This is a genomic window from Xanthomonas bonasiae (assembly GCF_017163705.1).
In the GTDB taxonomy this organism is placed as follows: Bacteria; Pseudomonadota; Gammaproteobacteria; order Xanthomonadales; family Xanthomonadaceae; genus Xanthomonas_A; species Xanthomonas_A bonasiae.
The window spans coordinates 179,813-205,649 of the sequence record NZ_JAFIWB010000001.1 but is presented as its reverse complement, the minus strand read 5'-3'; the positions used below and the strand labels follow the sequence as shown (position 1 = coordinate 205,649).

The window sequence follows — 25,837 nt, the reverse complement described above, 5'->3', positions numbered from 1 at the left end:
GCCGAACGCCTGGCCGCGATGGTCAGGCCGGGTTGTCCGAAGCCGGTATGCTTCGCCAGGGACGGCATGGCGTATGCACTGGTGCGGGGCGTGCGACTCGCAGGTCATGGTGGACGCGCACCTGTAGGAGGGGCTTCAGCCCCGACGCCTTACCGGTCATGCGTCGGGGCTGAAGCCCCTCCTGCCAAAAAGCCAACGACACAACGGGGACGAGGTTCATGACGGGAGCGGCGATGACGAGCAGACGGTGGACGATGGCCATCCTGGGCCTGGCGGCGGCGCAGGCCTTTGCCGCGGTGCCGACCGCGCCGGTAGCGCTGGACAGCTTCAACAATCTCGACAACTGGCAGATCGTCGTCTCCAACCAGGTCACCGCCTCGACCCGGCTGGTGCAGGCCGCCAGCGGCGGCCGCGCCAAGGCGATCTGCCTGGACTACGACTTCAACGGCGTTTCCGGCTACGCCGGGATCCGCCGCGCGATCCCGATCGATTATCCGGACAACTACCAGCTCGCATTCCAGCTGCGCGGCGATTCGCCGAGCAACGACCTGCAGTTCAAGCTGGTCGACGCCAGCGGCGACAACGTGTGGTGGGTCAACCGGCCGCGCTACGACTTCCCCAAGCAGTGGAGCACGGTCAGCTTCAAGAAGCGGCAGATCGACAAGGCCTGGGGACCGAGTCCGGACAAGGAACTCAAGCACAGCGCGCAGGTCGAGTTCACCATCTACAACCAGGTCGGCGGCAAGGGCACGGTGTGCTTCGACCAGCTGACGCTGACGCCGCTGCCGCCGCAGGACACCTCGCCGCTGACGGTGAAGGTCAGCGCCGACACCGCGCCGGCGCTGGAGCAGCGCATCGCCGACGGCAAGCCCGACACGGTGTGGTACAGCGGCAACGCCAAGACCCAGACGATCATGCTCGACCTGGGCAAGGTGCGCGAGTTCGGCGGCGCCAAGGTGCAATGGGCGCCGGGCGTGTATGCCTCGCGCTACAAGCTGCAGGGCTCGGCCGACGGCCGCAGCTGGCGCGAGCTGCGCACCGTCACCGCCGGCAACGGCGGCACCGACTGGTTGCCGATGCCCGAAACCGAGGCGCGCTACGTGCGCATCGACCTGGAGGACGGCCCCAGCTTCCGCTACGGCATCGCCGACATCGCGCTGCAGCCGCTGGCCTTCGCCGCGACCCCGAACGACTTCGTCAAGTCGGTAGCGGCCGATTCCACCCGCGGCTGGTTCCCGCGCGGCTTCAGCGGCGAGCAGCCGTACTGGACCATCGTCGGCCTGGACGGCGGCCGCGAGCAGGGCCTGGTCGGCGAGGACGGCGCGATCGAAGTGGGCAAGGGCGGCTTCAGCATCGAGCCGTTCCTGCTGCTGGACGGCAAGCGCCTGAGCTGGGCCGACGTGAAGACCGCGCAGAGCCTGCAGGACGACTACCTGCCGATCCCCAGCGTGGACTGGAGCCACGACAACGCCGGCCTGCGCATCACCGCCTTCGTGCAGGGCACGCCGGAGCAGGCGCAGCTGGTGGCGCGCTACCGGCTCAGCAACCCGAGCAAGAAGCCGCACGACTACACCCTGGCGCTGGCGGTGCGGCCGTTCCAGGTGAACCCGCCCAGCCAGTTCCTCAACACCGTCGGCGGGGTCAGCCCGATCCATCTGCTGGCGTTCGACGGCGGCCAGGTGCAGGTCAACGGCGAGCCGCGCGTGTTCGCGGTGCAGAAGCCCGACGCGGCCTACGCCACGGCGTTCGACGCCGGCATCGACATCGAGCGCCTGGCCGCCGACAGCGCCGCGCTGCCGCAGCAGGCGTCCGACGCCGACGGCCTGGCCTCGGGCGCGCTGCTGTACCGCGGGCGCCTGGCCCCGGGCGAAGTGCGCGAAGTGGCCTTGCTGATCCCGCAGACCGGCGCGCAGGCGCTGCCGTCCGGGTTCGATGCGGCGCGTGCGCAACAGCTGGTGGCCGAGCAGTGGCGCGAGAAACTGGACCGGGTGCAGCTGAGCGTCCCGGCCGAGGGCAAGGCGCTGGCCGACACCTTGCGCACCGCGCTGGCGCACATGCTGATCTCGCGGATCGGGCCACGCCTGCAGCCGGGCACACGCTCGTATTCGCGCAGCTGGATCCGCGACGGCGCGATGATTTCCGAAGGCCTGCTGCGCCTGGGCCGCGCCGACGTGGCGCGCGAGTACCTGGAGTGGTACGCGCCGTACCAGTTCGCCAACGGCATGGTGCCGTGCTGCGTGGACGACCGCGGCAGCGATCCGGTGCCGGAGAACGACAGCCATGGCGAACTGATCTTCGGCGTCGCCGACTACTACCGCTACAGCGGCGACCGCGCGTTCCTGGAAAAGATGTGGCCGCACGTGCTGGCCGCGTACGAGTACATGGAACAGCTGCGGCTCAGCGAGCGCACCGAGGAGAACCGGGCGCGCAATCCGGCGTTCTACGGGATGATGCCGGTGTCGATCAGCCACGAAGGCTATTCGGCCAAGCCGATGCATTCGTACTGGGACAACTTCTGGGCGCTGCGCGGCTACAAGGACACGGTGGAGATCGCCGCCGAGCTCGGCCGCGTCGACGATGCGGCACGCTTCGCCGCCGCGCGCGACGAATTCCGCCAGGACCTGTACGCCTCGCTGCAGACCGCCACGCAGCAGCACCACATCGATTTCCTGCCCGGTTCGGCCGAGCTGGGCGATTTCGATCCGACCTCCACGACCATCGCGCTGGCGCCGGGCGGGGAGCAGGGCCGGCTGCCGCCGCAGCTGCTGGGCAACACCTTCGAGCGCTATTGGGGCGAGTTCGCCAGCCGCCGCGACGGCAAGCGCGAGTGGAAGGATTACACCCCGTACGAATGGCGCAACGTCGCCGCGTTCGTGCGCCTGGGCTGGCGCGAGCGGGCCTGGGACGCGACCCAGTTCTTCTTCAAGGACCGCGCGCCGCAGCCGTGGAACCAGTGGGCCGAAGTGGTCTCGCGCACGCCGCGCAAGCCGTTCTTCGTCGGCGACCTGCCGCATGCCTGGGTGGCGTCGGACTTCGTGCGCTCGACGCTGGACATGTTCGCCTACGCGCGCGACATCGACGACAGCCTGGTGCTGGCGGCCGGCGTGCCGGCGGCCTGGTTCGACGGCAAGGGCATCGCGATCCAGGACCTGCGCACCCCGCAGGGCGAATTGAGCTACCAGCTGCGCCGGCAGAAGAACCGCCTGACCCTGGGCATCGGCGGCGGCCTGCGCGTGCCCAGCGGCGGCCTGGTGCTGCCGTGGCCGTATCCGGGCGAGCCCGGGCGCACCCTGGTCAATGGCGAGCCGGCGCAGTGGGAAAATGGCGAGCTGCGGATCCGTTCTTTGCCGGCGGATGTGCAGATCGAGGTGCGGTGAGGCCGGGATTCGGGAGTCGGGATTCGGGAGTCGTAACAGCAAAAGCAAAAGCAAAAAAAGCGCCGGCATGCCGGCGCTTTTTTTGTTCGTTTCCCGATCGCGGGGAGCCGGGCTTTAGCGAATCCCTAATCCCGAATCCCGCGGACAATGGCCGCCGCCTTCGCCGCGCTCTCGCGCACCTTGTCCCACTCGCCGTTGGCCAGCCAGTCCTTCGGCACCATCCACGAGCCGCCGATGCAGACCACGTTCGGCTGCGCCAGGTACTCGGCCGCGGTGCTTTCGCCGATGCCGCCGGTGGGGCACAGCTTCAGGTCCGCCAGCGGACCGGCCAGGCCCTTGAGCATCGCCAGGCCGCCGACCGCGGTGGCCGGGAACAGCTTGCAGACGCGGAAGCCGCGCGCCATCAGCGCCAGCAGTTCGGTCGGGGTGGCCGCGCCCGGTACCACCGGCAGCGGCGCCCGCGCCAGCGCGTCGGCCAGCGCCGGCGGCGTGCCCGGGGTGACGATGAAATCGGCGCCGGCGTCGATCGCCTGCTGCAGCTGGGTTTCGGTGAGCACCGTGCCGGCGCCGATCTTGATGTCCGGCAGTTCGCGCTTGAGCATCGCCAGCGCGTCCATCGCCACCGGCGTGCGCAGGGTCAGCTCGATCGCGGGCAGGCCGCCTTCGAGCAGCGCGGCGGAGACGCGGCGCGCCTCGTCCAGGCTGTGCACGGTCACCACCGGCAGGATGCCGGCGGCGCGCAGGAGCTGTTCGGCGGTGTTCTGGTGTTCGGCAATCGTCATGGCAATCTCGTAGTCGCGAAGATGGCGGGAGTGCATCGGCCGCAGGCGGCCGACGCGGGGATGGCGTGGCGCCGGTGGCGCCGGTCGGGCCGCAAGGCTTACGCGTCCTTCGCCTCGTGCGGCGCGTCGGCGGCCTCGCTGCTGCGGCCCAGGTCGTACTCGGCGTCGTAGTTCCAGTCGTCGCCGTCGGCGGCCGGCGGGCCGCAGGAGATCGACATCGCGCCCTGGTCGGCGGGACCGACCACGCGGCGGTTGATCGCGAACAGGTTGCGGCCGAGGTCGTGCGCAGCCGGCGCGGTGTTCGGCGCCAGCGCACGCGCCGCCCATTCGGCGGCATCCACCAGCACTTCCAGGGTGCCGGCTTCGCCGTCCAGGCGCACGATGTCGCCTTCGCGCACGCGCGCGATCGGGCCGCCGCGCGCCGCTTCCGGCGTCACGTGGATCGCCGCCGGGAACTTGCCCGAGGCGCCGGACAGGCGCCCGTCGGTGACCAGCGCCACGCGCCGGCCCTGGTTCTGCAGCAGGCCCAGCAGCGGCGCCAGCGAATGCAGTTCCGGCATGCCGTTCGCGCGCGGGCCCTGGTAGCGCAGCACCACCACGAAGTCGTGCGGCAGCACGCCGGCGGCGTGCAGCTTGTTCAAGGCCTGCGGCGCATCGATGACCACCGCCGGCGCCTCGATGGTGCGGAATTCCGGCTTCACCGCCGACAGCTTGATCAGCGAGCGGCCGAGATTGCCGCGCAGCAGGCGCAATCCGCCCTGCGCTTCGAACGGATTGGAGGCCGGGCGCACCACGCTTTCGTCGGCGCTCTTGGCCGGGCTCGGCACGTAGGCCAGCGCGCCGTTCTGCACGCACGGCTCGTCGCCGTAGGCGCGCATGCCGCCGGGCACGATGGTGGCCAGGTCGTCGTGCATCAGCCCCGCGTCCATCAGCTCGCGGAACACGAACCCCACGCCGCCGGCCGCGGCGAAATGGTTCACGTCGGCCTCGCCGTTGGGATACACGCGGGTCAGCAGCGGCACGATCTGCGACAGTTCGTCCAGGTCGTCCCAGGTCAGCACGATGCCGGCCGCGCGCGCCACCGCCAGCCAGTGGATGGTGTGGTTGGTGGAGCCGCCGGTGGACATCAGCGCGACCGCGGCGTTGACGATCGCGCGTTCGTCGATCAGCCGGCCGAGCGGGCGGAAATCGCTACCCAGCGCGGTGATGCGCAGCGCGCGCTCGGTGGCCTGCTGGGTCAGCGCGTCGCGCAGCGGCGTGCCCGGATTGACGAACGAGGCGCCGGGCAACTGCACGCCCATCGCTTCCAGCAACACCTGGTTGGAATTGGCGGTGCCGTAGAAGGTGCAGGTGCCGGGCGCGTGGTAGGACGCCGATTCGGCGGCCAGCAGTTCCTCGCGGGTGGCCTGGCCGGCGGCGTAGCGCTCGCGCACCTCGGCCTTCTGCTTGTTGGGAATGCCCGGGGTCATCGGCCCGGCCGGCACGAACACCGCCGGCAGGTGGCCGAACGCCAGCGCACCGATCAGCAGGCCGGGCACGATCTTGTCGCACACGCCCAGGTAGAGGGTGGTGTCGAACATGTCGTGGCTGAGGCCGATCGCGGTGGCCTGCGCGATCACGTCGCGCGAGAACAGCGACAGCTCCATGCCGGGACGGCCCTGGGTCACGCCGTCGCACATCGCCGGCACGCCGCCGGCGACCTGCGCGGTGGCGCCCAGCGCACGCGCGGTGCTGCGGATGATCTCCGGGTAGTGCTCGAACGGCTGGTGCGCCGACAGCATGTCGTTGTAGGCGGTGACGATGCCCAGGTTCGGGGTGATCCCGCCTTCCAGCCGGCTCTTGTCGGTCGGGCCGCAGGCGGCGAAGCCGTGCGCCAGGTTGCCGCAGCTCAGGCGGCTGCGGAACGGGCCGTCGCGCAATGCGGCATCGATGCCGGCCAGGTAGGCGCGCCGCGACGGTACGCTGCGTGCGCGGATGCGTTCGGTGATCGCGTGGATTTTCGGATGCAGGCTCATTGGCAGAAGTGGCTATGAAGTGTGGGGGAGTGACCGCATGACGGAACGGGGAACTCGAACAAACCGGGAAGGCGGCAGCGCGCGGCTGTTCCGAATCCCCAATCCCGACTCCCCAATCCCGGCCTCACTCACACCAATGCACGCGCAAGCGCGCACCAGGCGTGTCGAAGGCGACGCGGATCGGGAATTCGTGCGGATCGCTGCCGGCCAGCGCGCGCTCGAGCACGTCGAGCTTCTGCTTGCCGCGCAGCAGCAGCATGCGCTGGCCGATCGGCGCCAATCCGGCCGGGGTCAGGGTGATGCGCAGCGGCCAGGTGTTCGCGCCGGGGCAACCGGTGGCGTCCAGCGCGGCGTAGGGCAGGGGATTGGCCAGCGCCTTGTTCAGGTCGGTGGCGCCGGGGAACAGCGACGCGGTGTGGCCGTCGCCGCCCATGCCGAGCACCGCCATGCACGCGGCCGGCGCATGCTGCGCGTGCAGGTTGGCGGCGTGCACGCAATCCTGCAGCGGCTTGCCGACCCGCACCAGCGGCTCGAAGCGCGCGCCTTCGGCACGTTCCAGGAAACTCTGCCGGACCAGGTAGGCATTGCTGTCGCTGTCCTGCGGCGACAGCCAGCGCTCGTCGACCAGGCCTACTTCCAGCTTGGTCCAGTCCAGCGGCAACTCGGCCAGCGCCTGGTACACCGGCGCCGGGGTGGTGCCGCCGGACAGCAGCAGCCGCGCGTTGCCGCGCAGCTCGATGTCCGCGCGCAGCGCGTCGCCGATCTCTGCCGCCGCCGCGTCGATCCATTCGTCGGGATCGTCGTAGCGGATCAGGGTGATGCGATCGGACAACGTGGGGCTCATGTAACGACTCCTGGGGATTGCCGCTCGGCATCGACCGCGTAGGCGGCGGCGCCGAGCAGGCCGGGACGGGGGTGGATCACCGCCAGCGACGGTACCCGCGCCATGATCGACGAAAAGCGGCCCTTGTGCTCGAAGCGCTGGCGGAAGCCGGAGTGCTGCAGCGCGTCGAGCATCTTCGGCACCAGGCCGCCGGTCAGGAACACGCCGTCCCAGGCGCCCTGTACCAGCACCAGGTCGCCGGCGATGGCGCCGAACACCGCGCAGAACACGTCGATGGTGCGCATCGCGCGGTAGTCGCCCTGCGCGGCGCGGGCGGTGATGTCCTCCGGCTGCAGCGGACCGGGATTGTCGCCGGCGATCTCGCTGAGCGCGCGATGGATGTTGACCAGGCCGGGGCCGCAGATCAGGCGTTCGTTGGAGACGCGGCCGAACTGCTGCGACAGCAGCTCCAGGATGCGGATCTCCTCGGGCGTGCCCGGCGGGAAACTGACGTGGCCGCCCTCGGTCTCCAGCGGGATGCAACGGCCGCCGCGGGTCAGCAGGCCGCCGACGCCCAGGCCGGTGCCGGGGCCGATCACCGCGTAGTTGCGTGGCGTGGCGACCGGCGCCGGCTGCCACGCCGCGCCGCCGACCTGGACCACGTCCTGCGGCTGCAGCAGGCTGATCGCCATCGCCTGCGCGGCGAAGTCGTTGATCAGGTGCAGCTCGTCGAAGCCGAGCATGGCGCAGGTGCGCGAGCGCGAGATCACCCACGGGTGGTTGGTGATCCGCGCCTCGTCGCCGTCCACCCGCCCGGCCACGGCGAACACGCCGCTGCGCGCGTCCACGCCGGTCTGCTGCAGGTAGTGGCGCGCCGCGTCGCCCAGCGACGGGAACTCCACCACCGCATAGGTCTGGGTGCTGTCGTCGAGCAACGGCGTGGACGCGTCGAGGTCGGCGAGCGCGAAGCGCGCGTTGGTGCCGCCGATGTCGGCGACCAGCACCGGCCGCAGCGGCGCGCTCATGACGCGTCCCGCTGCACGGCGCTGGCGTCGTCGGCGGAGACGTAGCGTTCGGCCTCCTGCGGCCCCCAGCTGCCGGCCGGGTAGGGCAGCAGCGGCAATTGCGCCTGCGCCCAGGCGTCGCTGACGCTGTCGATCCAGGCCCAGGCCGCGCGCACTTCGTCGTCGCGCACGAACAGCGCGTGGTTGCCGTTGAGCGCGTCCAGCATCAGCCGCTCGTAGGCGATGCGGCGATGCAGGCCGGTCGGCACCGACAGTTCCAGTTCCAGCGGCTGCAGTTCCAGCGCACCCCATTCCGGACCGGCCAGGCTGCTCATCAGGCCCAGTTCGATGTTCTCCTGCGGCTGCAGCTGGAAGGTCAGCCGGTTCGGCGCCACGTGCTTCGCGTCGGGGCGCTCGAACAGCCAGTGGGTGACCGGCTTGAGCGTGACCACGATGCGCGTGGTGCGTTCGGCCAGGCGCTTGCCGGTGCACAGCCGGAACGGCACCCCGGCCCAGCGCCAGTTGTCGATGTAGGCGGTGACGCCGACGAAGGTCTCCACGTCGCTGCCTTCCGGCGGCTGATAGGCCTGCGCCTGCTGGCCGTTGATGGTGCCGGCGGTGTAGCGCCCGCGCACGCTGTCGCGCGCGGCGTGCGCGGCCTGCAGCGGACGCAGCGCACGCAGCACCTTGACCTTCTCGTCGCGGATGCGGTCCGCCTCCAGCGAGGCCGGCGGCTCCATCGCCACCAGGCACAGCAGCTGCAGGATATGGCTCTGGACCATGTCGCGCAGCGCGCCGGAACGCGCGTAGTAGGCGTCGCGGCCGTCCACGCCCTCGCTCTCGGCGACCAGGATCTCCACCGACTCGATGTAGTTGCGGTTCCACACCGCCTCCAGCAGCGTGTTGCCGAAGCGCAGCGCGATCAGGTTCTGCACCGCCGCCTTGCCCAGGTAGTGGTCCAGGCGGAACACGCGGTCCTCGTCGATCAGCGCGCCGATCGCCTGCAGGATCTCGCGCGCGCTGGCCGAGTCGTGGCCGATCGGCTTCTCCAGCATCAGCCGGTTCGGCGCGGCCAGCGCCCCGCCCAGGGCCAGGCCCTGGCAGGTGCTGATGTACAGCCCCGGCGGGATCGCCAGGTAGCTGACGCACTTGCGCGAGGCCAGCTCGCGCACCGCGTCGGCCACCGACTCGGCATTGCGCAGGTCCACCGAGCGGTAGTCGGTGCGATCCAGCAGCGACTGGATCACCGCCTCGCTGACCTGCGGCATCGCCGCCTGCAGCCGCGGCTTGAGGATCTCGTGGAACTTGGCGGTGTCGTGCGGCGACAGCGCCAGCGCGCGGATGCGGAAGTCTTCCGGCAGGAAGCCGTCGTCGAGCATGCGCAGCAGCGACGGGAACAGGTAGCGCTGGGCCAGATCGCCGGTGGCGCCAAACAGCAGGAACGTATCGTGCATCGACCGGTTTTCGGTTTCGGGTGACATTTCGTCGATCACCTGGGGGCTAGTAGTGACGTGGCGTTGGTAAGCAAGCGGCGGAAGCGGCCTGTATCCGTCCTGCAGCTCGCGCGGGGGGCATAGCGATGACGACCGCCAGGCGGGACCGCACGATCCGGGAGATGAATACGACTGCCAGACCTCTGAGCATACCTGTCTAATGCCTCAAGCATCAGAGCCGGCGCTCGGCGCGCCCGGACAGCGGCGGCTGGCGGTTCGCATCGCAAGCCCTCCCAGGCGTCGATGTTGCCCCGTGAAAACGGTTACATGGCAGAATACCGCATTGCGATCCCATTGTTGCCTGTGTCGCTGGCACGATGCGAACCGCATTCGTATGCACTGCCTTCGGGAGGGACCGGCGGCAGCCCGTCCCTTCTGCCGGAAACCGGATACCGCACCATGGCGAAAGTACAACTGGACAACATCCGCAAGGTCTACGACAACGGCCAGGTCGCCGTGCACGGGGCCAGCTTCGAAGTGGCCGACGGCGAACTGATGGTGCTGGTCGGGCCCTCGGGCTGCGGCAAATCCACCCTGCTGCGCATGATCGCGGGGCTGGAGGAGATCAGCGGCGGCGAGCTGCGCATCGGCGAGCGCGTGGTCAACGACGTGGCGCCGAAGGATCGCGACATCGCGATGGTGTTCCAGAGCTACGCGCTGTACCCGCACATGACCGTGGCCGAGAACCTGGCGTTCGGGCTGAAGCTGCGCGGCGAGACCAAGGATGTCATCGCGCGCCGCGTCGCCGCCGCCGCCGACACCCTGGGCCTGACCCCGATGCTGGACAAGCTGCCGCGCGCGATGTCCGGCGGCCAGCGCCAGCGCGTGGCGCTGGGCCGCGCGCTGGTGCGCGAGCCGGCGGTGTTCCTGCTCGACGAGCCGCTGTCGAACCTGGACGCCAAGCTGCGCCACTCGGTGCGCACCGAGATCGCGCAGTTGCACCGCAAGCTCGGCACCACGATGATCTACGTGACCCACGACCAGGTCGAGGCGATGACCCTGGGCCAGCGCATCGTGGTGCTCAAGGACGGGCTGATCCAGCAGATCGACACGCCGATGGCGCTGTACGACCGCCCGGCCAACCTGTTCGTGGCCGGCTTCCTCGGCAGCCCGGCGATGAACGTGCTGCAGGGCCAACTGCTCGAAGAGGGCGGCCTGCAGCAGCTGCAGCTGGCCGACGGCAGCCGCGTCCCGCTGCAAGGCGCGCATGTCGCGCCGCAATGGCTGGGCCGGCCGATCGCGATCGGCGTGCGCCCCGAGCACCTGCAGCCCAGCGAGGACGGGCAGGGTGGGTTCGAGGCCACGGTCGAGGTGATCGAGCCGGTCGGCAACGAGATCTTCGTCAACCTCAGCTACGGCAGCCAGCCGCTGGTGATGCGGGTGGCGCCGCGCGCGCTGCCCGGCCTGGGCGAGCCCCTGCGCGTGGCGGTGCGCGGCGAGGCGCTGCACTTCTTCGATCCGGAGAGCGGCGAGCGCCTGTCGCCGGCCTGAGGCGTCGCGCCGGCCGGCGGCGGCGAGTTCTGTCAGCGCGCCGCCGCGCCGACGCAGCCCGCTGACGAGGAGGGCAGGACAGCGGGCTGCGAGGCTCGCTCAGCGTGCCAGGCCGTCGCGCAGCGGCTGCCAGTGCGCCGGATGCGCGCCGATGGACAGGCCGGTCGGCGCCACCTCCTCCAGCGGCAGCACCGCCAGCGCCAGCGTGCCGGCGACGCTGACCACGCTGCCCAGCGGTTGTCCGTCGCGCAGCACCTGCGCGCCGACCTCGGCCGTGCCGTCCGCCTCTAGCAATTGCAGCGCGCGCTTGGCCTTGCCCAGGAAATGGGTGCGGGCGACGATCTCCTGGCCCGGATAGCAGCCCTTCTTCACGCTGAACGCGTGCAGCCGGTCCAGCGCCAGCTGTTGCGGGGTCCATTGCTCGCGCTGGCCGGGATCGAGCCGGGCCAGGCCCAGGCGCAGATCGGCCTGGCGCCAGGCGGCGGCGAAGCTGGGGTCAGCCACGTCCTGCGTGGCTTGCGTGGCCGGCACCAGCAGCAGCGTGCGCGGCAGTCCGTCGCCGCCCATGTCCAGTTCGATCGCCCCGTCGCCACGCTCGGCCAGCACCGCGCCTTGCGCATGCGCGGGCGCCGCCAGGCGCGCGTATGCGTGCAGATCGTCGTGCGCGGCGATGCGCACCTTGCGCCGGAACACGAAACGGTTCAGCGCCGTGGCCAGGTCCGCCGCGCCGCCGTCCGGCAGCAGCACCAGCAAGGCGTCGTCGGCGCGGCGCAGCAGCGCGAACAGCGCGATCACCCGGCCCTTGGCGCTCAGCCAGGCGTTCCATTGCCAGTGGCCGTTGCGCAGCGCCTGCACGTCGTTGGCGAACTGCGCCTGGGCGAAAGCGACTGCATCCGCGCCGCTCAACGCCACGTATTGCAGGTCTGGGAGCGCGGAAAAACCGGCGGAAGTGAGATTCAGGTTGTCAGGCACGAGGGGGAGGACTAAAATTACGCTGTTGTGAGACCCGCATGATAGGCCAACCAACCCCCACACCCGAGCCCGATCCCGAAACGCAGCGACCCGCCGAGGAGAACACTCCGGAAGCGACGCCTGCGCCGCGGGAAATCGGCGGTCGCGGCGGCCTCGAGCCGACGCGCTACGGCGACTGGGAGAAAAACGGACGCTGCATCGATTTTTGAGCAGCTTTGAGCCAACGCGGCCTTAAGCACGCCGCCCAGCCGAGACAACGAGCCCAGCGAATGGCGACCCGCGAACGTCCTCTTTCCCCCCACCTGCAGGTCTATCGCTGGCAGATCCAGATGGTGACCTCGATCCTGCATCGAGCCACTGGCATCATCCTGTCGGTCGGTGCCCTGATCATTGCGGCCGCGCTGTTGGTGCTGATGCTCGGCCCGGCCTCCTGGAACTGCTTCCGCGGCATGGCCGGCGCCTGGTACGGCCAGCTGTTCCTGTTCGCTTGGAGCTGGGCCTTCGCCTACCACCTGTGCAACGGCCTGCGCCACATCGTGCAGGACTTCGGCCACGGCTTCAGCATCCCCGCCTTCGTGCGCAACAGCTGGCTGTCGGTGATCGGCAGCCTGGTGATCGTCGCGCTGATCTGGGCCTACGTGCTGACCGGAGCCGCCGCATGAGCCGATATCGCACCCCGTTGAAGAACGTGCGCGGCCTGGGTGCCGCCAAGTCCGGCACCGAGCACTTCGTGCTGCAGCGGCTCACCGCCACCGCGCTGGTCGGCCTCACCATCTGGTTCCTGGTGTTCGTGCTGAGCCTGCTCGGCGCCGACTACGTCACTGCCACCGAGGCGGTGGCCAAGCCGTGGAACGCGGTGCTGCTGGTCGGCTTCCTGGTCGCGATGTTCTGGCATGCGCAGATCGGCCTGCAGGTGATCCTCGAAGACTATGTGCACAACTCGCTGCTGGCCCTGGCGCTGCAGACCACGGTGAAGTTCGTCGCCGTGCTCGGTGCGATCGTCGGTGTATTCGCGGTCGCCCGCATCGCGCTGGGCAGCGCCTGATCGGCGCCCGGAACAGGAATTCAAACTAGATGTCCGCTTACAAGATCACCGAACACAAGTACGACATGGTCGTGGTCGGCGCCGGCGGCGCCGGCCTGCGCGCCACCTTCGGCCTGGCCGCCAAGGGCCTGCAGACGGTCTGCCTGACCAAGGTCTTCCCGACCCGTTCGCACACCGTGGCCGCGCAGGGCGGCATCTCCGCCGCGCTCGGCAACATGGGCGAAGACGACTGGCGCTACCACTTCTACGACACCATCAAGGGCTCGGACTGGCTGGGCGACCAGGACGCGATCGAGTACATGTGCCGCGAGGCGATCCCGGCGATCATCGAGCTGGAGCACTACGGCGTGCCGTTCAGCCGCACCGAGGACGGCAAGATCTACCAGCGTCCGTTCGGCGGCATGACCACCAAGTACGGCGAAGGCCCGTCCGCGCAGCGCACCTGCGCCGCCGCCGACCGTACCGGTCACGCCATGCTGCACACGCTGTACCAACAGTCGCTGGCGCACAACGCGCGCTTCATGATCGAATACTTCGCGCTCGACCTGATCTTCGACGAGGAAGGCGTGTGCCGCGGCGTGCTCGCGCTGGACATGGCCGAAGGCTCGCTGCACCTGTTCCGCGCCCATGGCGTGGTGCTGGCCACCGGCGGCTACGGCCGCGCCTACTTCAGCGCCACCTCCGCGCATACCTGCACCGGCGACGGCGGCGGCCTGGTGATGCGCGCCGGCCTGCCGATGCAGGACATGGAGTTCGTGCAGTTCCACCCCACCGGCATCTACGGTGCCGGCTGCCTGATCACCGAGGGCGTGCGCGGCGAAGGCGGCATCCTGCGCAACAGCAACGGCGAGCGCTTCATGGAGCGCTACGCGCCGCACTACAAGGATCTGGCCTCGCGCGACGTGGTGTCGCGTTCGATGACCATCGAGATCCGCGAAGGCCGCGGCGTCGGCGAGCACAAGGACCACATCCTGCTCGACCTGACCCACCTCGGCCCGGAAGTGATCAACGAGAAGCTGCCCGGCATCGCCGAGAGCGCGCACATCTTCGCCGGCGTCGATGTGGCCAAGCAGCCGATCCCGGTGATCCCGACCGTGCACTACAACATGGGCGGCATCCCGACCAACTACCACGGCGAAGTGGTGCGCAAGGACGGCGACAACCCCGATGCGGTGGTGCCCGGCCTGTACGCGATCGGCGAAGCGGCCTGCGTGTCGGTGCACGGCGCCAACCGCCTGGGTTCCAACTCGCTGCTGGACCTGGTGGTGTTCGGGCGTGCGGTGGCCAACCGCTGCGCCGAGACGATCAAGACCGGCGCGCCGCACAAGACCCTGGCCAGCGATTCCTGCGACAAGGCGCTGGGCCTGCTCGACAAGCTGCGCAATTCCAATGGCGGCACGCCGACCTCGGTGATCCGCGACAAGATGCAGCGCACCATGCAGTCCGACGCGGCGGTGTTCCGCACCAGCAAGACGCTCAAGGAAGGCGTTGACAAGATGGCCGAGATCTACGCCACGTTCGAGGACGTGAAGGTCTCCGACCGCTCGCTGGTGTGGAATTCGGACCTGATCGAGACCTACGAGCTGAACAACCTGCTGCTCAACGCGGTGGCGACGATCAACTCGGCCGAGCAACGCAAGGAAAGCCGCGGCGCGCATGCGCACGAGGATTTCCCGGACCGCGACGACGTCAACTGGCAGAAGCACACCCTGGTCACCGTCGACGACAAGGGCCAGTGCAGCTTCGACTACCGCCCGGTGCACATGTACACGCTCAGCAAGGACGTCGACGTGGTGCCGCCGAAACCGCGCGTCTACTGACCAAAGCCGGGATTGGGGATTGGTGATTCGGGATTCGAAGCACATCGTTTCCTGCTCTCAACCTATCCCCAATCCCTAATCCCCAATCCCGGATTTTAAAAGCCATGGCAGAGTTCACCCTCCCCAAGAATTCCAAGATCGGCAAGGGCAAGCACTTTCCCGCCACCGGCGCGAAGAATGCTCGTACCTTCAAGGTCTACCGTTGGAATCCGGACGACGACAGCAACCCGCGCACCGACACCTACGAGGTGGATCTGGACGCGTGCGGCCCGATGGTCCTGGACGCGCTGATCAAGATCAAGAACGAGATCGATCCGACCCTGACCTTCCGCCGTTCCTGCCGCGAGGGTATCTGCGGGTCGTGCGCGATGAACATCGACGGCACCAACACGCTGGCCTGCACCAAGGCGATCGCCGACTGCGACAAGGCCGAAGTGCCGATCTATCCGCTGCCGCACATGAGCGTGATCAAGGATCTGGTGCCGGACCTGACCCACTTCTACGCGCAGTACGCGTCGATCAAGCCGTGGATCCGCACCCAGACCCCGCCGCCGCCGGACCGCGAGCGGCTGCAGTCGCCGGAAGACCGCAAGAAGCTCGACGGCCTGTACGAATGCATCCTGTGCGCGTGCTGCTCGACCAGCTGCCCGAGCTACTGGTGGAACGGCGAGCGCTACCTGGGCCCGGCGATCCTGCTGCAGGCCTACCGCTGGATCATCGACTCGCGCGACGAGGACACCGGTGCGCGCCTGGACGATCTGGAAGATCCGTTCAAGCTGTACCGCTGCCACACCATCATGAACTGCGCGCGGACCTGCCCGAAGGGGCTGAACCCGGCGCTGGCGATCGCCGAGATCAAGAAGCTGATGATGGCGCGCCGCGCCTGATCGGCTAGCGTTCCAACCACGGACGGCGGGCCCGTTCGACTGCGCGGCACCGGCTTTCGGGTTCGGTGCCGCGCGCGTTTTCGACGGTCGCCGGCAAGGCGCCCGCCAGCAGACAAGGGTGCGATGCGATGGACGAAGCCACCGAACTGAAGAAGCTGCGCTGGCGCTGCCGGCGCGGCATGCGCGAACTGGACCAGCTGTTCGGGCGCTACCTGGACCGGCGCTGGGCGCAGGCATCCGAAGCCGAGCGCGGGGTTTTCCTATACCTGCTCGACTGCGAGGACGATAAGTTGTGGCGCTGGTTCATGGGCTACGAGGCTTGTCCCGATGCACGCGCCGCCGATCTCATCGCCACCATCCGCGCCATGCCGGCTTGAGTGGCGTCCCTCGCGCTGGCTGCTGGCGGCGCTGGCGCTGCTGAGCGTGCTGGCGCCGCTGTCGATCCTGGGTTCGGACATGCCGCGCAGTTGCGCCTGGCCGGCGGCGGCGCTGGCCGCGCTGTATGCGGCACTGCTGCTGCGGCGCGAAGCCCGGCGCGCGCCGCGCGCGCTGCTGATCCCGCCGCAGGGCAGCGCCGCGGCAAGCCTCGACGGCCAGCCGCTGGCGGCGCTGCAGGTGGACTGGCGCGGGCCGCTGGCCTTCGTGCGCTGGCGCGACGTGGATGGCCGGGTCGGGCGCCTGGCCTGGTGGCCGGATACGCTGCCGCCGCCGGCACGACGTGAACTGCGTCTGGCCGCTCAGGCCCGTGCCGCTTCGTCTGCGCCGCCGCAGATGGCACCATAGCGCTCCCTGGATGGTGGCTGCGCATGTTCAAACCCTTACCCGTGGCCATCGGCCTGCGCTATCTGCGCGCCAAGCGCCGCAACAATTTCATCTCTTTCATCTCGATGGCCTCGATCCTCGGCATCGCCCTGGGCGTGACCGTGCTGATCACCACGCTGGCGGTGATGAGCGGCTTCCAGAAAGAGATCCGCGACCGCCTGCTGCAGATGGCCGCGCATGCCACGGTCAGCGCGCAAGGCGCGCCGATGGAGGACTGGCAGCATGCGGTGGACGTGGCGACCCGCGATCCGCGCGTGGCCGGCGCCGCGCCGTACGTGGAAGAGGAGGCGCTGCTCACCGGGCAGCGCAACCAGCCGGCGATCGTGCGCGGCATCCTGCCCAGCGAAGAGGCCAAGGTCTCGGTGCTGGCGCAGAAGATGAAGCAGGGCTCGATCGACAGCCTCACCCCCGGCTCCTACAACATCCTGCTCGGCCAGGAACTGGCGCTGTGGCTGGGCGTGGGCGTCGGCGACAAGGTGGTGGTGATGCTCGGCGAACCGCAGGCCAGCCCGATGGGCATGGTGCCACGCTACAAGCGCTTCACCGTCAGCGGCATCTTCGAAGCCGGCTACAACGAGATCGACCGCGGCCTGGCGGTGACCAGCATGCCGGACATGCAGCGCGTGCTGCGCATGGGCGACGGCGTCACCGGCGTGCGCCTGAAGCTGCACAACATGGACCTGGCCTGGGAGGTGGCGCGCGACCTGGCGCTGAACCTGCACGGCCCGTACATGGTCAGCGACTGGACCCGCGAGAACGCCAACCTGTACCAGTCGCTGAAGATGGAAAAGACGGTGATGGGCATCCTGCTGTCGCTGATCATCGCGATGGGTGCGTTCAACCTGGTGTCCTCGCAGGTGATGCTGGTCACCGACAAGCAGGCCGACATCGCCATCCTGCGCACGCTGGGGCTGAGCCCGGGCGGGGTGATGCAGGTGTTCATGGTGCAGGGCACGCTGATCGGCGTGTTCGGCACCATCGCCGGGGTGATCGGCGGCATCCTGCTGACCTTGAACCTGGAGCGGATCCTGGCCGGCATCGAGGCGCTGTTCAACATCAAGCTGCTGCCGGAGGACGTGTACTACATCACCGGCCTGCCCACCGACATGCAGCCGCACGACGTGGTGGTGATCACCATCGTCGCGCTGCTGATGAGCTTCCTGGCCACGCTGTATCCGGCCTGGCGCGCCGCGCGCACGCAACCGGCGGAGGCGCTGCGTTATGAATGAGGGCCGGGAGTCGGGATTGGGGATTGGGGATTCGGATATGCAAAAGCCACAGCGAGCGGAGGCGGCGATCCGCGCCGAGGGCTTGGGCAAGACCTACGCCGAGGGCAAGATGCGCACGCCGGTGTTCGACGGGCTGGACCTGGCGGTGGCGCCGGGCGAGACCGTGGCCATCGTCGGCGCGTCCGGCGCCGGCAAGAGCACGCTGCTGCACCTGCTCGGCGGCCTGGACGTCCCCACTGCCGGCGAGGTGTATGTGGCCGGGCAGCGCATGTCGGCGCTGTCGGACGCGGCGCGCGGCCAGCTGCGCAACCGCTCGCTCGGCTTCGTCTACCAGTTCCATCACCTGCTGCCGGAATTCACCGCGCTGGAGAACGTGATGATGCCGGTGCTGCTGGGCGGCGCCGCGGTCAAGGACGCCGACGCGCGCGCACGTGCGCTGCTGGAATCGGTGGGCCTGGGTCACCGCCTGGAGCACAAGCCCGGCGAGCTGTCCGGCGGCGAGCGCCAGCGTGCGGCGGTGGCGCGCGCGCTGGTCAACCGCCCGGCCTGCGTGCTCGGCGACGAACCGACCGGCAACCTCGACGACAAGACCGCGGCCAACGTGTTCGCGCTGATGCTCGACCTCAACCGCGCGCACGGCACCAGCCTGGCCCTGGTCACCCACGACCGCAGCCTGGCGCGCAAGCTCGACCGCGTGCTGGAACTGCACCAGGGCAAGCTGCGCGAACTGGCGCCTGCCGACGTGTAGCGGCAGGCATGCCGGCGTGGAAGGCGCGCCGGCATGGCCGCGGCCCGTCGCTCACGACCCATGCATCCCGGGAGCATGGCGGTTTCGGCGATCTGTCGCGGCTGAAGCCGCTCCTACAGTGCACCCGGCGAGTCGCCCGCGAGCTTCCTGTAGGAGCGGCTTCAGCCGCGACAAACGAAGCCATCCTGCTATCCGGCTTCGGAAACAGTCGGGACTGAAGTCCCTCCCACAGTGCACCCAGCCGGTCGCCCGCAAGCCACTGTAGGAGCGGCTTCAGCCGCGACGAGCGAAGTCGGCGTCTGTCCGGTCGCGGAACCGATGGGCTGATGGGCCGAGGCATGTGGAGTCGCTCCCGCAACAGGGGCGACCAACCGCATGAAGACCGCTCAAGCGTCCATCAATTCGGCAATCCCGCACCGCCGCTCTCACAGCGGCGGCGGCTATCCCGCCGATGCTGCGACCGTCAGGGAATCACCCGCTGCGCGCGCAGCCGCGCGAACAGCTCCAGGAACGACGCGCGGCTGTCGTAATAGCCGAGGAAGCCCAGATCGCGGCTCTTGGTCATGTCGTTGACGCACTCGATCTCACGGCCGAGGTCGGCATCGGTGTGCCACCACGACGCCAACTGGTCCACGTCCGCCTGTACCAGCCCATGGCGTTCGGCGATCTCGCGCCACTGCGCCGGTGCGGTGTGCTGCAGGCGCGGCTGCAGCGGCATCGGCGCATCCGGATACGGTGCCGCCTCCAGGCCGAAGAACGCGGCGATCTCGCCCCACATCCAGCGCCAGCGGAACACGTCGCCGTTGACCGTGTTGAACGCCTGGTTGCGCGCAGACGGACTGGTCGCGGCCCAGGCCAGTTGGCGGCCGAGCAGGCCGGCGTCGGTGAGGTCGGTGAGGCTGTCCCATTGCGCGCGCGAACCGGGAAACACGAACGGTTGCCCGCTGTGCCTGCACAGCGTCGCGTACACCGCCAGGGTCACGCCCATGTTCATCGCATTGCTGCCGTTGGCCTGGCCGATCATGGTGTGCGAGCGGTGCACGCTCCAGCCGAAGCCATGGCGCGCGGCGGCGTCGAACAGCAGGTCCTCCAGCGTGTAGTAGAAATTCTCGCCGGGCTGGCGCGGCTCGCTCTCGCGGAACGGCGTCTCCGCCTTGCCGCTGCCGTAGTGCTCGAACGACCCCAGGTAGTGCTTGGTGCCGGTGACCAGCGCCATGTGCTGCAGCGCTGCGCTGTCCAGGCCCTCGCACAGGTGGCGCAGCATCGCGCCGTTGGCGGCGACGTTTTCCTGCTCGGTGTCGCGCCGCGTCCAGGTGCAGAAGAACACATGGGTGATCGGCAACCCGCGCAGCGCGGCGATGGTCGCGTCGCGGTCGAGCAGATCGGCCGCGACCGGAATCACGCCTTCCTGCGCGACCGGGCGGCGCGCCAGCCCATAGACGGTCCAGCCTTCGGCAACGAGAACGTTCGCCAGGTTGTAGCCGGAGATACCGGTGACCCCGACCACCAGTGCGGTGCCCTTGCGCATGCGCAGAATTCCTTCGCCATAAAAGGCACACGCTAGCCGCAGGCCGATGAACATGCGGCGAAGTCGTCGGTACCTGCGCGTCGCAGTCGCGAGAAGAGACGTGGGTCTTGCTGCTCCGGTGCGGTGCGGACTTCGGTTACGACGATGCGGGACGATACGCAGGCAGGAACGCCTCGATGGCGCTCAGCACGGCGGCCTGGCGGCTCTCGGCATCGGGCGGCGGGTCCAGTCCCCACAGCTGCCGTTCCAGCATCCCCGCTTCGCACAGCGACTTGAAGTACAGGCCGGTCTGCCGCGGCGCGGCGCGGCGCAGCAGGCCGCGCTCCATCAGGCTTTCCAGTACGTCGCAGATCGTGAGCAGGGTCTGCTTGGGGCCGTTCTCGTAGAAGATGCGGCTCAGCTGCGGCTGGCGTCCGGCTTCGCCGATGATCAGCCGGTTGAGCGCGACGACATCCGGGCGCATCACCAGCTCCAGGTAGGCCGTGCCCAGATGCAGCAGGCTCTGCTGCAGATCGGTGTCCTGTTTCGACGCCTCGAGCGCGGCGAGACCGCCGCGGCCGGCTTCCACCACGAACGCTTCGAACAAGGCGTCCTTGCTCGCGAAGTAGCCATACAGCGTGACCTTGGAGGCGCCGGCTTCCGCCGCGATCGCCTCCATGGTCACCGCGCCGAAGCCGCGTTCGATGAACAGCTTGCCGGCGGCATTGGCGAAGCTCAGGCGGCGGACTTCGGTTTTCTTGCGCATCGTGCAGCGGGTCTCGTCGATATCCGGAAGGGAAGAAGGCCGTGGCGCGCTTGGCGGCCGGTGCAGTCTTCGCCGATAACATAGCCGATAACTGAACGACATCGTAAAGAAATGTTGACGTGACCCTTTCCTGGGCGGATAACTGTACGAATTAGTTCAGTTAAGAAGGGCCCGTGGCCAATCCGATGCTCGTTTCGCGACAGATACCTGGCCTGGGCATGGATGGCCCGATGGCGTGGGCATTGCGCACGACGCTTGCGGCGTTGCTGGCGCTGGCGATCGCCGCGGGCCTGGGCATCCAGCATCCGTGGTGGGCGGCGATGACGGTCTGGCTGGTCGCCCAGCCCACCCGCGGGCTGTTGTTGGAACGCGGTGTGGCACGGTTCGTCGGAACGGCGCTTGGGGCCATCGTCGGCGCCTTGATCCTGCACACGCTCGGTGGCGTTCCGGCCCTGTTGCTTGCGGCGATCGCCGTGTGGCTGGCGCTGTGCGCGGGCGTCGGCAGCCTGTTTCGCCATTTCCGCAACTACGGTTTCGTGCTGGCCGGCTATACCGCGGCGATCGTGGCGCTGTTCGGCCTCGGCGATGGCGCGTTCGACGCGGGGCTGGCACTGGACCGCGTGGTCTGCACCGTGCTCGGGATCGTCTGTGTAAGCCTGGTATCGCTGCATGGGGCAGCAGCGGCGCGCGGCGAGCACGTGGCGGTGCGCCTGGAGGCGGTTCTGCAGCGTTGCCTGTGCAGGGTGGAGGCGCAGCTGCGCGGCGCCGCACCGGCGCCGGCCGTGGCCGCCATCGCGCAGATCCAGGCGCTCGATCGGGACATCGAGAGCGACGCGGCCGGTTCGCTGAGCGGGCGTCGCGTCGCGCTGCGGGTGCGGCGCATCGCCGGCCCGTTGCTGGAGCTGATCGCGCTGACGCTGCAGCCGCCAGCGGCCACCGTTTCCGAGCTGCCGGCGATGCCGCACAAGGCCGACGATCGGCTCGTCCTGCTTGCCGCGCACGCCGCATCGGCCGGACAGCCGGCGCTGGCCGCGACGCTCGACGAACTGCGACAGGCGCTGCACGGACCCGCGGCCTCGCTTCCATCTGGCCTGGCATGGGACATCGATGTCGCCGCGATGTCGCGCGCGGCCTTGCGCCCGGTGGTCGCGCTGGCCATCGCCGCCGCGTTGTGGTGGGGCACGGGCTGGCAGATGGGCGCGATGATGGCGATGACCGCTGCGCTGTTCGCCTCGCTTTTTTCCAGCAGCGACCAGGGCAACCAGGCGCTGCTGCAGGTGCTGCTCGGTTCGCTGTCCGGCGCGCTCCTCGGTGCCGGCGCGCGCCTGCTGGCGCTGCCGCATGCCGAGGGCCTGCTACTGGTGCTGCTGTGCACCGCGCCGTTCCTGCTGCTGGGCGCCTGGCTGATGCAGCGACCGCGCACGGCCAGGATGGCGATCGATCTGACCCTGACCTTCCTGCTCGTGGCCCAGCCCGGCTCGCCGCCGGTGCCGGCCGCGGTGGCGCTGCACCAGGCGGCGGCGATCGTCGTCGGCGTGCTGCTGGCGGTCGCGACCTACTGGCTGATCCTGCCGGCCACGCCGGCGGCACGGCGCCGCCTGCTGCTGCGGCGCATCGCGCGCCTGACCTCACGCCTGGAGCGGGCGCCCGATGCGGCGGCGGCACTGCGTGCGCACCGCCGCTTGCGCGCTGCGCAGGTCCGGTTGCTGGCCTGCAGCGATCCGCGGCAAGCGACCGCCGACACGCTGCAGTGCCTGGCGTGGGCGCGCCGGCGGCTGACCAGCCGTTCGCTCGCCGAAGCCGCGATGCCGCCTTCCACAACCGGCCGCGCCGCAACCGCCGCGCATGCCGAACGCGTGCCCACCTCCACCAAGGACAACCACCGTGAGCGATAGCCGATACCCGAACGACTTCACCGGGCAGTACATCGCCGGCCAGTGGCGCCCCGGCAGCGCCGGCACGCTGCTGCAGGACCGCAATCCCTACGACCAGTCGCTGCTGACCGAGATCGCCAATGCGTCGCGGGCCGACCTGGACGCGGCCTACCGTTCCGCCGCGGCGGTGCAACGCGACTGGGCCCGCGCCTTGCCGCGCGAACGTGCCGCGGTGTTCCTGCGCGCCGCCGAGGTCATCGAGCGCCGCCATGCCGAGATCGTCGATTGGCTGATCGCCGAATCCGGCAGCACCCGTCTGAAGGCCGAGATGGAATGGGGCGCGCTGCGCGCCGACGCGCTGGCCGCCGCGACCATGCCCAGCCGCGTGGCCGGCCGCATCCTGCCGGTGGACATCGCCGGCAAGGAGAGCCGCGTGTACCGCAGCCCGCTCGGCGTGGTCGGCGTGATCAGCCCGTGGAACTGGCCGCTGCACCTGTCCAGCCGTTCCGTCGCCCCGGCGCTGGCGCTGGGCAATGGCGTGGTGCTCAAGCCGGCCGAGGACACGCCGGTGACCGGTGGACTGCTGCTGGCGCGCATCTACGAGGAGGCGGGGCTGCCGCCCGGGCTGTTCAACGTCGTCGTCGGCCAGGTCGGCGAGATCGGCGATGCCTTCACCTTGCATCCGATTCCGAAATTCATCTCCTTCACCGGCTCCACCCGGGTCGGGCGGCGCATCGGCGAGCTCGCCGTCAGCGGGCCGCGGCTCAAGCGCGTCGGCCTGGAGCTGGGCGGCAACGCGCCGTGCGTGGTCCTGGACGATGCCGACCTGGAGCGGGCGGTGACCGGCGCGATCGTCGGCCGTTTCCTGCACCAGGGCCAGATCTGCATGAGCAGCAATCGCATCATCGTGCAGGCGCCGCTGTACGACCGTTTCGTGGAGGCCTTCGTCGAGCGCGCGCGCGGGCTGAAGGTGGGCGATCCCAACCTGGCGGACACGGTGATCGGCCCGCTGATCAACGCCCGCCAACTGCAGGCGGCGACCCAGCGCCTGGCCGCCGCGCAGGCCGAGGGGCAGCGCCAGGTGCTGGGCGGCGCGCCGATCGGGCAGGTGCTGCCGCCGCAGGTGTTCGTCGATGTCGCCAACGACTCGGCGCTGGCGCAGACCGAACAGTTCTGCCCGATCGCGCCGCTGATCCGCGCCGCCGACGAGGAGGACGCGCTGCGCATGGCCAACGCCACCGAGTTCGGCCTGTCCAGCGCGGTGTTCACCGGCGACGCGGCGCGCGGTCTGCGCTTCGCGCAGCGGATCGAGGCCGGCATGACCCACATCAACGACATCAGCCCGAACGACGACCCGTCGGCGATGTTCGGCGGCGAGAAGAACAGCGGCATCGGCCGCTTCAACAGCGACTGGATCATCGACGAGTTCACCACCGACCACTGGATCAGCGTGCAGCACCAAGCGTACGCCGCTCCGTTCTGACCCATCCGCCGGCGATCCCGCTGGCTCACCCCGCGCCAGGCCCTACCCAGCAAAAGGACAACACCATGAGCATGCTGTTTCCGCAAATCCCCGAATTCACCGGGCTGTACAAGCCCAGCCGCGTCGAAGCCGATGTGGTCGACTTGCAGATCGAAGGTGAGGTGCCGGCCGCGATCGACGGCGTCTTCTTCCAGGTCTCGCCCGATTCGCAGTACCCGCCGATGCTGGGCAAGGACATCTTCTTCAACGGCGACGGCCTGGTCAGCGCGTTCCGTTTCGAAGCTGGCCGGGTCAGCCTGCGCCGCCGCTATGTGCAGACCGACCGCCTGCTGGCGCAGCGCCGCGAAGGGCGTTCGCTCAACGGCGTCTATCGCAACGTGCACACCAACGATGCGCTGGCCGCCGCCAACAACACCACTGCCAATACCACCGTGCTGTTCCATGGCGGCGTGCTGCTGGCGATGAAGGAAGACGCGCTGCCTTACGCGCTCGATCCGCACACGCTGCAGACGCGCGGGGTCTGGGACTTTGGCGGGCAGATCACCTCGGCCACCTTCACCGCCCATCCCAAGGTCGATCCCGACAACGGCGACCTGCTGTGCTTCGCCTATGAGGCCAAGGGCGACGGCACGCCGGACATCGCCTATTTCGAGCTCGACGCCCAGGGCAAGCTGAAGCAGGAAGTCTGGTTTGAGGCGCCGTACGCGGCGATGATCCACGACTTCGCGGTCACCGAACACCATGTCGTGTTCCCGCTCATTCCGCTGACCGTGGATGTGCAGCGTATGCGCCAGGGCGGGCAGCATTTCCAGTGGCAACCGGATCTGCCGCAGTTGTTCGGCGTGCTGCCGCGCGGCGGCGGTGCCGAGGACGTGCGCTGGTTCACCGGCCCCAAGGACGGTTTCCAGGGCCATACCCTCAACGCCTACGAAGAGGGCGACAAGCTCTATCTGGACATGCCGGTGACGTCGGGCAACGTCTTCTACTTCTTCCCGCAGGCCGATGGGTCGGTGCCGTCGCCGGAGACGCTGCGCTCGCAGCTGATGCGCTGGACGTTCGACCTCAGCGCCCAGGGCGGCGCGATCGAGCCGGTGGCGCTGACCGAATTCCCGTGCGAGTTCCCGCGCTGCGACGAACGCTACAGCGGCAAGCCGTATCGGCATGGCTTCGTGCTGGCGTTCGATCCGACGCTGCCGTTCGACGCCTCGCTCGGCGCGCCGCCGTTCCAGTTCTTCAACCAGCTGGCGCATGTCGATGTGGTGGCCGGCACCAGCGAAGCCTGGTATCCGGGCGATGCGCAATGCTTCCAGGAGCCGGTCTTCGTGCCGCGTTCGGCCGACGCGGCGGAAGGCGACGGCTATGTGCTCGCGCTGCTGAACGACCTGCACGGCGAGGATACCGAGTTGCTGGTGTTCGATTCGCTGCGCATGGCCGATGGCCCGGTGGCGCGCATCAAGGTGCCGTTGCGGATGCGCATGTCGTTGCACGGCAACTGGACGCCGGCCAGGGCGTTGGCGCCAGCGCCGGTCTGATCGCACTGCCGGGCCGCGCGCGGCAGGCGTCGACGCAGGCCGCGTCGCCGGGCGTGCCGGGTCCGGGCGAGATCGCGTGCGTGCCCCCGGCACGGTCGCCGTAGCTGCGCTCGCCTGGCGCTGCTGCGTGCCGCCGCAACGACGATCGGGACGCTGGCGCGGATGCG

Annotated in this window: 22 protein-coding genes; 14 read left to right on the top strand and 8 right to left on the bottom strand. The window is 69.4% G+C overall.

Translation table 11 applies throughout. The annotated features are described in order from the left end of the window. Positions 1 to 233 precede the first annotated feature (233 nt). Complete coding sequence (locus JR064_RS00875) at positions 234 to 3,377, top strand: discoidin domain-containing protein (protein ID WP_241092785.1); 3,144 nt, start codon at positions 234 to 236, stop codon at positions 3,375 to 3,377. 125 nt (positions 3,378 to 3,502) lie between these two features. On the opposite strand, the gene JR064_RS00870 is transcribed toward JR064_RS00875, so the two are convergent. The 5 genes from JR064_RS00870 to zwf all read right to left on the bottom strand — a co-directional run bounded on the left by JR064_RS00870 (position 3,503) and on the right by zwf (position 9,482). Then, entirely contained in the window at positions 3,503 to 4,159 is a 657-nt protein-coding gene (locus JR064_RS00870) for a bifunctional 4-hydroxy-2-oxoglutarate aldolase/2-dehydro-3-deoxy-phosphogluconate aldolase (RefSeq protein ID WP_179564002.1), read from the bottom strand. A 98-nt stretch (positions 4,160 to 4,257) separates the two neighbouring features. Continuing rightward, positions 4,258 to 6,174: a phosphogluconate dehydratase gene (gene edd, locus JR064_RS00865; RefSeq protein WP_206228498.1), complete on the bottom strand. Its 1,917-nt coding sequence runs from the start codon at positions 6,172 to 6,174 to the stop codon at positions 4,258 to 4,260. Positions 6,175 to 6,298: 124 nt separating this feature from the next. After that, positions 6,299 to 7,018: a 6-phosphogluconolactonase gene (locus JR064_RS00860; RefSeq protein ID WP_179564006.1), complete on the bottom strand. Its 720-nt coding sequence runs from the start codon at positions 7,016 to 7,018 to the stop codon at positions 6,299 to 6,301. Beyond that, entirely contained in the window at positions 7,015 to 8,022 is a 1,008-nt protein-coding gene (gene glk / locus JR064_RS00855) for a glucokinase (RefSeq protein WP_179564008.1), read from the bottom strand. The genes JR064_RS00860 and glk overlap by 4 nt, the downstream gene beginning before the upstream one ends. Further along, positions 8,019 to 9,482 carry a glucose-6-phosphate dehydrogenase gene (gene zwf, locus JR064_RS00850; protein ID WP_225209771.1) on the bottom strand — a complete coding sequence of 488 codons (1,464 nt, stop codon included), beginning with the start codon at positions 9,480 to 9,482 and terminating at the stop codon, positions 8,019 to 8,021. Before zwf ends, glk begins: the two co-directional genes overlap by 4 nt. A 411-nt stretch (positions 9,483 to 9,893) precedes the next feature. Here zwf and JR064_RS00845 point away from each other — a divergent pair, with 411 nt between their 5' ends. After that, entirely contained in the window at positions 9,894 to 10,985 is a 1,092-nt protein-coding gene (locus tag JR064_RS00845; RefSeq protein ID WP_206228497.1) for an ABC transporter ATP-binding protein, read from the top strand. 99 nt (positions 10,986 to 11,084) lie between these two features. On the opposite strand, the gene ygfZ is transcribed toward JR064_RS00845, so the two are convergent. Then, a complete protein-coding gene (gene ygfZ / locus JR064_RS00840) occupies positions 11,085 to 11,957 on the bottom strand; it encodes a CAF17-like 4Fe-4S cluster assembly/insertion protein YgfZ (RefSeq protein WP_206228496.1) in 873 nt (290 codons plus the stop codon). Between the two features lie 38 nt (positions 11,958 to 11,995). Here ygfZ and JR064_RS00835 point away from each other — a divergent pair, with 38 nt between their 5' ends. From JR064_RS00835 to lolD, 9 genes are all read left to right on the top strand, one after another. Beyond that, positions 11,996 to 12,166, top strand: a complete 171-nt coding sequence (locus tag JR064_RS00835; RefSeq protein WP_179564016.1) for a DUF1674 domain-containing protein — start codon at positions 11,996 to 11,998, stop codon at positions 12,164 to 12,166. Between the two features lie 60 nt (positions 12,167 to 12,226). Beyond that, positions 12,227 to 12,619, top strand: coding sequence for a succinate dehydrogenase, cytochrome b556 subunit (gene sdhC, locus JR064_RS00830; RefSeq protein ID WP_179564018.1), 393 nt, complete (start codon positions 12,227 to 12,229; stop codon positions 12,617 to 12,619). Further along, entirely contained in the window at positions 12,616 to 13,002 is a 387-nt protein-coding gene (gene sdhD / locus JR064_RS00825; RefSeq protein ID WP_179564020.1) for a succinate dehydrogenase, hydrophobic membrane anchor protein, read from the top strand. The genes sdhC and sdhD overlap by 4 nt, the downstream gene beginning before the upstream one ends. Positions 13,003 to 13,031: 29 nt before the next feature. Next, complete coding sequence (gene sdhA / locus JR064_RS00820) at positions 13,032 to 14,822, top strand: succinate dehydrogenase flavoprotein subunit (protein WP_206228495.1); 1,791 nt, start codon at positions 13,032 to 13,034, stop codon at positions 14,820 to 14,822. Positions 14,823 to 14,926: 104 nt separating this feature from the next. After that, positions 14,927 to 15,709 carry a succinate dehydrogenase iron-sulfur subunit gene (locus JR064_RS00815; protein WP_179564023.1) on the top strand — a complete coding sequence of 261 codons (783 nt, stop codon included), beginning with the start codon at positions 14,927 to 14,929 and terminating at the stop codon, positions 15,707 to 15,709. A gap of 128 nt (positions 15,710 to 15,837) precedes the next feature. Then, the gene (locus JR064_RS00810; protein ID WP_191824597.1) at positions 15,838 to 16,086 is read left to right on the top strand and encodes an FAD assembly factor SdhE; all 249 of its coding nucleotides are present in this window, start codon (positions 15,838 to 15,840) and stop codon (positions 16,084 to 16,086) included. Further along, positions 16,037 to 16,492: a hypothetical protein gene (locus JR064_RS00805; RefSeq protein ID WP_206228494.1), complete on the top strand. Its 456-nt coding sequence runs from the start codon at positions 16,037 to 16,039 to the stop codon at positions 16,490 to 16,492. Before JR064_RS00810 ends, JR064_RS00805 begins: the two co-directional genes overlap by 50 nt. 23 nt (positions 16,493 to 16,515) lie before the next feature. Next, positions 16,516 to 17,760 (top strand): lipoprotein-releasing ABC transporter permease subunit, encoded by a 1,245-nt coding sequence (locus tag JR064_RS00800; protein ID WP_206228493.1) that lies wholly within the window; start codon positions 16,516 to 16,518, stop codon positions 17,758 to 17,760. A gap of 37 nt (positions 17,761 to 17,797) precedes the next feature. Beyond that, positions 17,798 to 18,508, top strand: a complete 711-nt coding sequence (gene lolD / locus JR064_RS00795) for a lipoprotein-releasing ABC transporter ATP-binding protein LolD (RefSeq protein ID WP_191824595.1) — start codon at positions 17,798 to 17,800, stop codon at positions 18,506 to 18,508. 463 nt (positions 18,509 to 18,971) lie between these two features. Here the strand turns inward: lolD and JR064_RS00790 are convergent, their stop codons facing one another. Together JR064_RS00790 and JR064_RS00785 are read right to left on the bottom strand one after the other, a co-directional pair. Next, positions 18,972 to 20,036: an SDR family oxidoreductase gene (locus JR064_RS00790; RefSeq protein WP_206228492.1), complete on the bottom strand. Its 1,065-nt coding sequence runs from the start codon at positions 20,034 to 20,036 to the stop codon at positions 18,972 to 18,974. Positions 20,037 to 20,172: 136 nt separating this feature from the next. After that, on the bottom strand, positions 20,173 to 20,781 hold the full coding sequence (locus JR064_RS00785; protein WP_179564029.1) for a TetR/AcrR family transcriptional regulator: 609 nt from the start codon (positions 20,779 to 20,781) through the stop codon (positions 20,173 to 20,175). 230 nt (positions 20,782 to 21,011) lie between these two features. Here JR064_RS00785 and JR064_RS00780 point away from each other — a divergent pair, with 230 nt between their 5' ends. The 3 genes from JR064_RS00780 (at position 21,012) to JR064_RS00770 (ending at position 25,670) form a co-directional block, all read left to right on the top strand. Further along, on the top strand, positions 21,012 to 22,676 hold the full coding sequence (locus JR064_RS00780; protein WP_206228491.1) for an FUSC family protein: 1,665 nt from the start codon (positions 21,012 to 21,014) through the stop codon (positions 22,674 to 22,676). Beyond that, positions 22,666 to 24,138: an aldehyde dehydrogenase family protein gene (locus tag JR064_RS00775; protein WP_338123849.1), complete on the top strand. Its 1,473-nt coding sequence runs from the start codon at positions 22,666 to 22,668 to the stop codon at positions 24,136 to 24,138. Before JR064_RS00780 ends, JR064_RS00775 begins: the two co-directional genes overlap by 11 nt. A gap of 65 nt (positions 24,139 to 24,203) precedes the next feature. Further along, positions 24,204 to 25,670 (top strand): carotenoid oxygenase family protein, encoded by a 1,467-nt coding sequence (locus tag JR064_RS00770; RefSeq protein WP_206228489.1) that lies wholly within the window; start codon positions 24,204 to 24,206, stop codon positions 25,668 to 25,670. Positions 25,671 to 25,837: the final 167 nt, after the last annotated feature.

Excerpts from the sequence above, each read along its gene's own strand:
- JR064_RS00845 (WP_206228497.1), top strand. The coding sequence starts at position 9,894 with ATGGCGAAAGTACAACTGGACAACATCCGCAAGGTCTACGACAACGGC.
- sdhA (WP_206228495.1), top strand. The coding sequence starts at position 13,032 with ATGTCCGCTTACAAGATCACCGAACACAAGTACGACATGGTCGTGGTC.
- JR064_RS00870 (WP_179564002.1), bottom strand. The coding sequence starts at position 4,159 with ATGACGATTGCCGAACACCAGAACACCGCCGAACAGCTCCTGCGCGCC.
- JR064_RS00800 (WP_206228493.1), top strand. The coding sequence starts at position 16,516 with ATGTTCAAACCCTTACCCGTGGCCATCGGCCTGCGCTATCTGCGCGCC.
- JR064_RS00785 (WP_179564029.1), bottom strand. The coding sequence starts at position 20,781 with ATGCGCAAGAAAACCGAAGTCCGCCGCCTGAGCTTCGCCAATGCCGCC.
- JR064_RS00805 (WP_206228494.1), top strand. The coding sequence starts at position 16,037 with ATGCACGCGCCGCCGATCTCATCGCCACCATCCGCGCCATGCCGGCTT.
- JR064_RS00780 (WP_206228491.1), top strand. The coding sequence starts at position 21,012 with ATGGCGTGGGCATTGCGCACGACGCTTGCGGCGTTGCTGGCGCTGGCG.
- JR064_RS00875 (WP_241092785.1), top strand. The coding sequence starts at position 234 with ATGACGAGCAGACGGTGGACGATGGCCATCCTGGGCCTGGCGGCGGCG.
- JR064_RS00815 (WP_179564023.1), top strand. The coding sequence starts at position 14,927 with ATGGCAGAGTTCACCCTCCCCAAGAATTCCAAGATCGGCAAGGGCAAG.
- JR064_RS00770 (WP_206228489.1), top strand. The coding sequence starts at position 24,204 with ATGAGCATGCTGTTTCCGCAAATCCCCGAATTCACCGGGCTGTACAAG.
- JR064_RS00835 (WP_179564016.1), top strand. The coding sequence starts at position 11,996 with ATGATAGGCCAACCAACCCCCACACCCGAGCCCGATCCCGAAACGCAG.
- lolD (WP_191824595.1), top strand. The coding sequence starts at position 17,798 with ATGCAAAAGCCACAGCGAGCGGAGGCGGCGATCCGCGCCGAGGGCTTG.
- sdhC (WP_179564018.1), top strand. The coding sequence starts at position 12,227 with ATGGCGACCCGCGAACGTCCTCTTTCCCCCCACCTGCAGGTCTATCGC.
- JR064_RS00810 (WP_191824597.1), top strand. The coding sequence starts at position 15,838 with ATGGACGAAGCCACCGAACTGAAGAAGCTGCGCTGGCGCTGCCGGCGC.
- JR064_RS00790 (WP_206228492.1), bottom strand. The coding sequence starts at position 20,036 with ATGCGCAAGGGCACCGCACTGGTGGTCGGGGTCACCGGTATCTCCGGC.
- sdhD (WP_179564020.1), top strand. The coding sequence starts at position 12,616 with ATGAGCCGATATCGCACCCCGTTGAAGAACGTGCGCGGCCTGGGTGCC.
- glk (WP_179564008.1), bottom strand. The coding sequence starts at position 8,022 with ATGAGCGCGCCGCTGCGGCCGGTGCTGGTCGCCGACATCGGCGGCACC.
- JR064_RS00860 (WP_179564006.1), bottom strand. The coding sequence starts at position 7,018 with ATGAGCCCCACGTTGTCCGATCGCATCACCCTGATCCGCTACGACGAT.
- edd (WP_206228498.1), bottom strand. The coding sequence starts at position 6,174 with ATGAGCCTGCATCCGAAAATCCACGCGATCACCGAACGCATCCGCGCA.
- zwf (WP_225209771.1), bottom strand. The coding sequence starts at position 9,482 with ATGTCACCCGAAACCGAAAACCGGTCGATGCACGATACGTTCCTGCTG.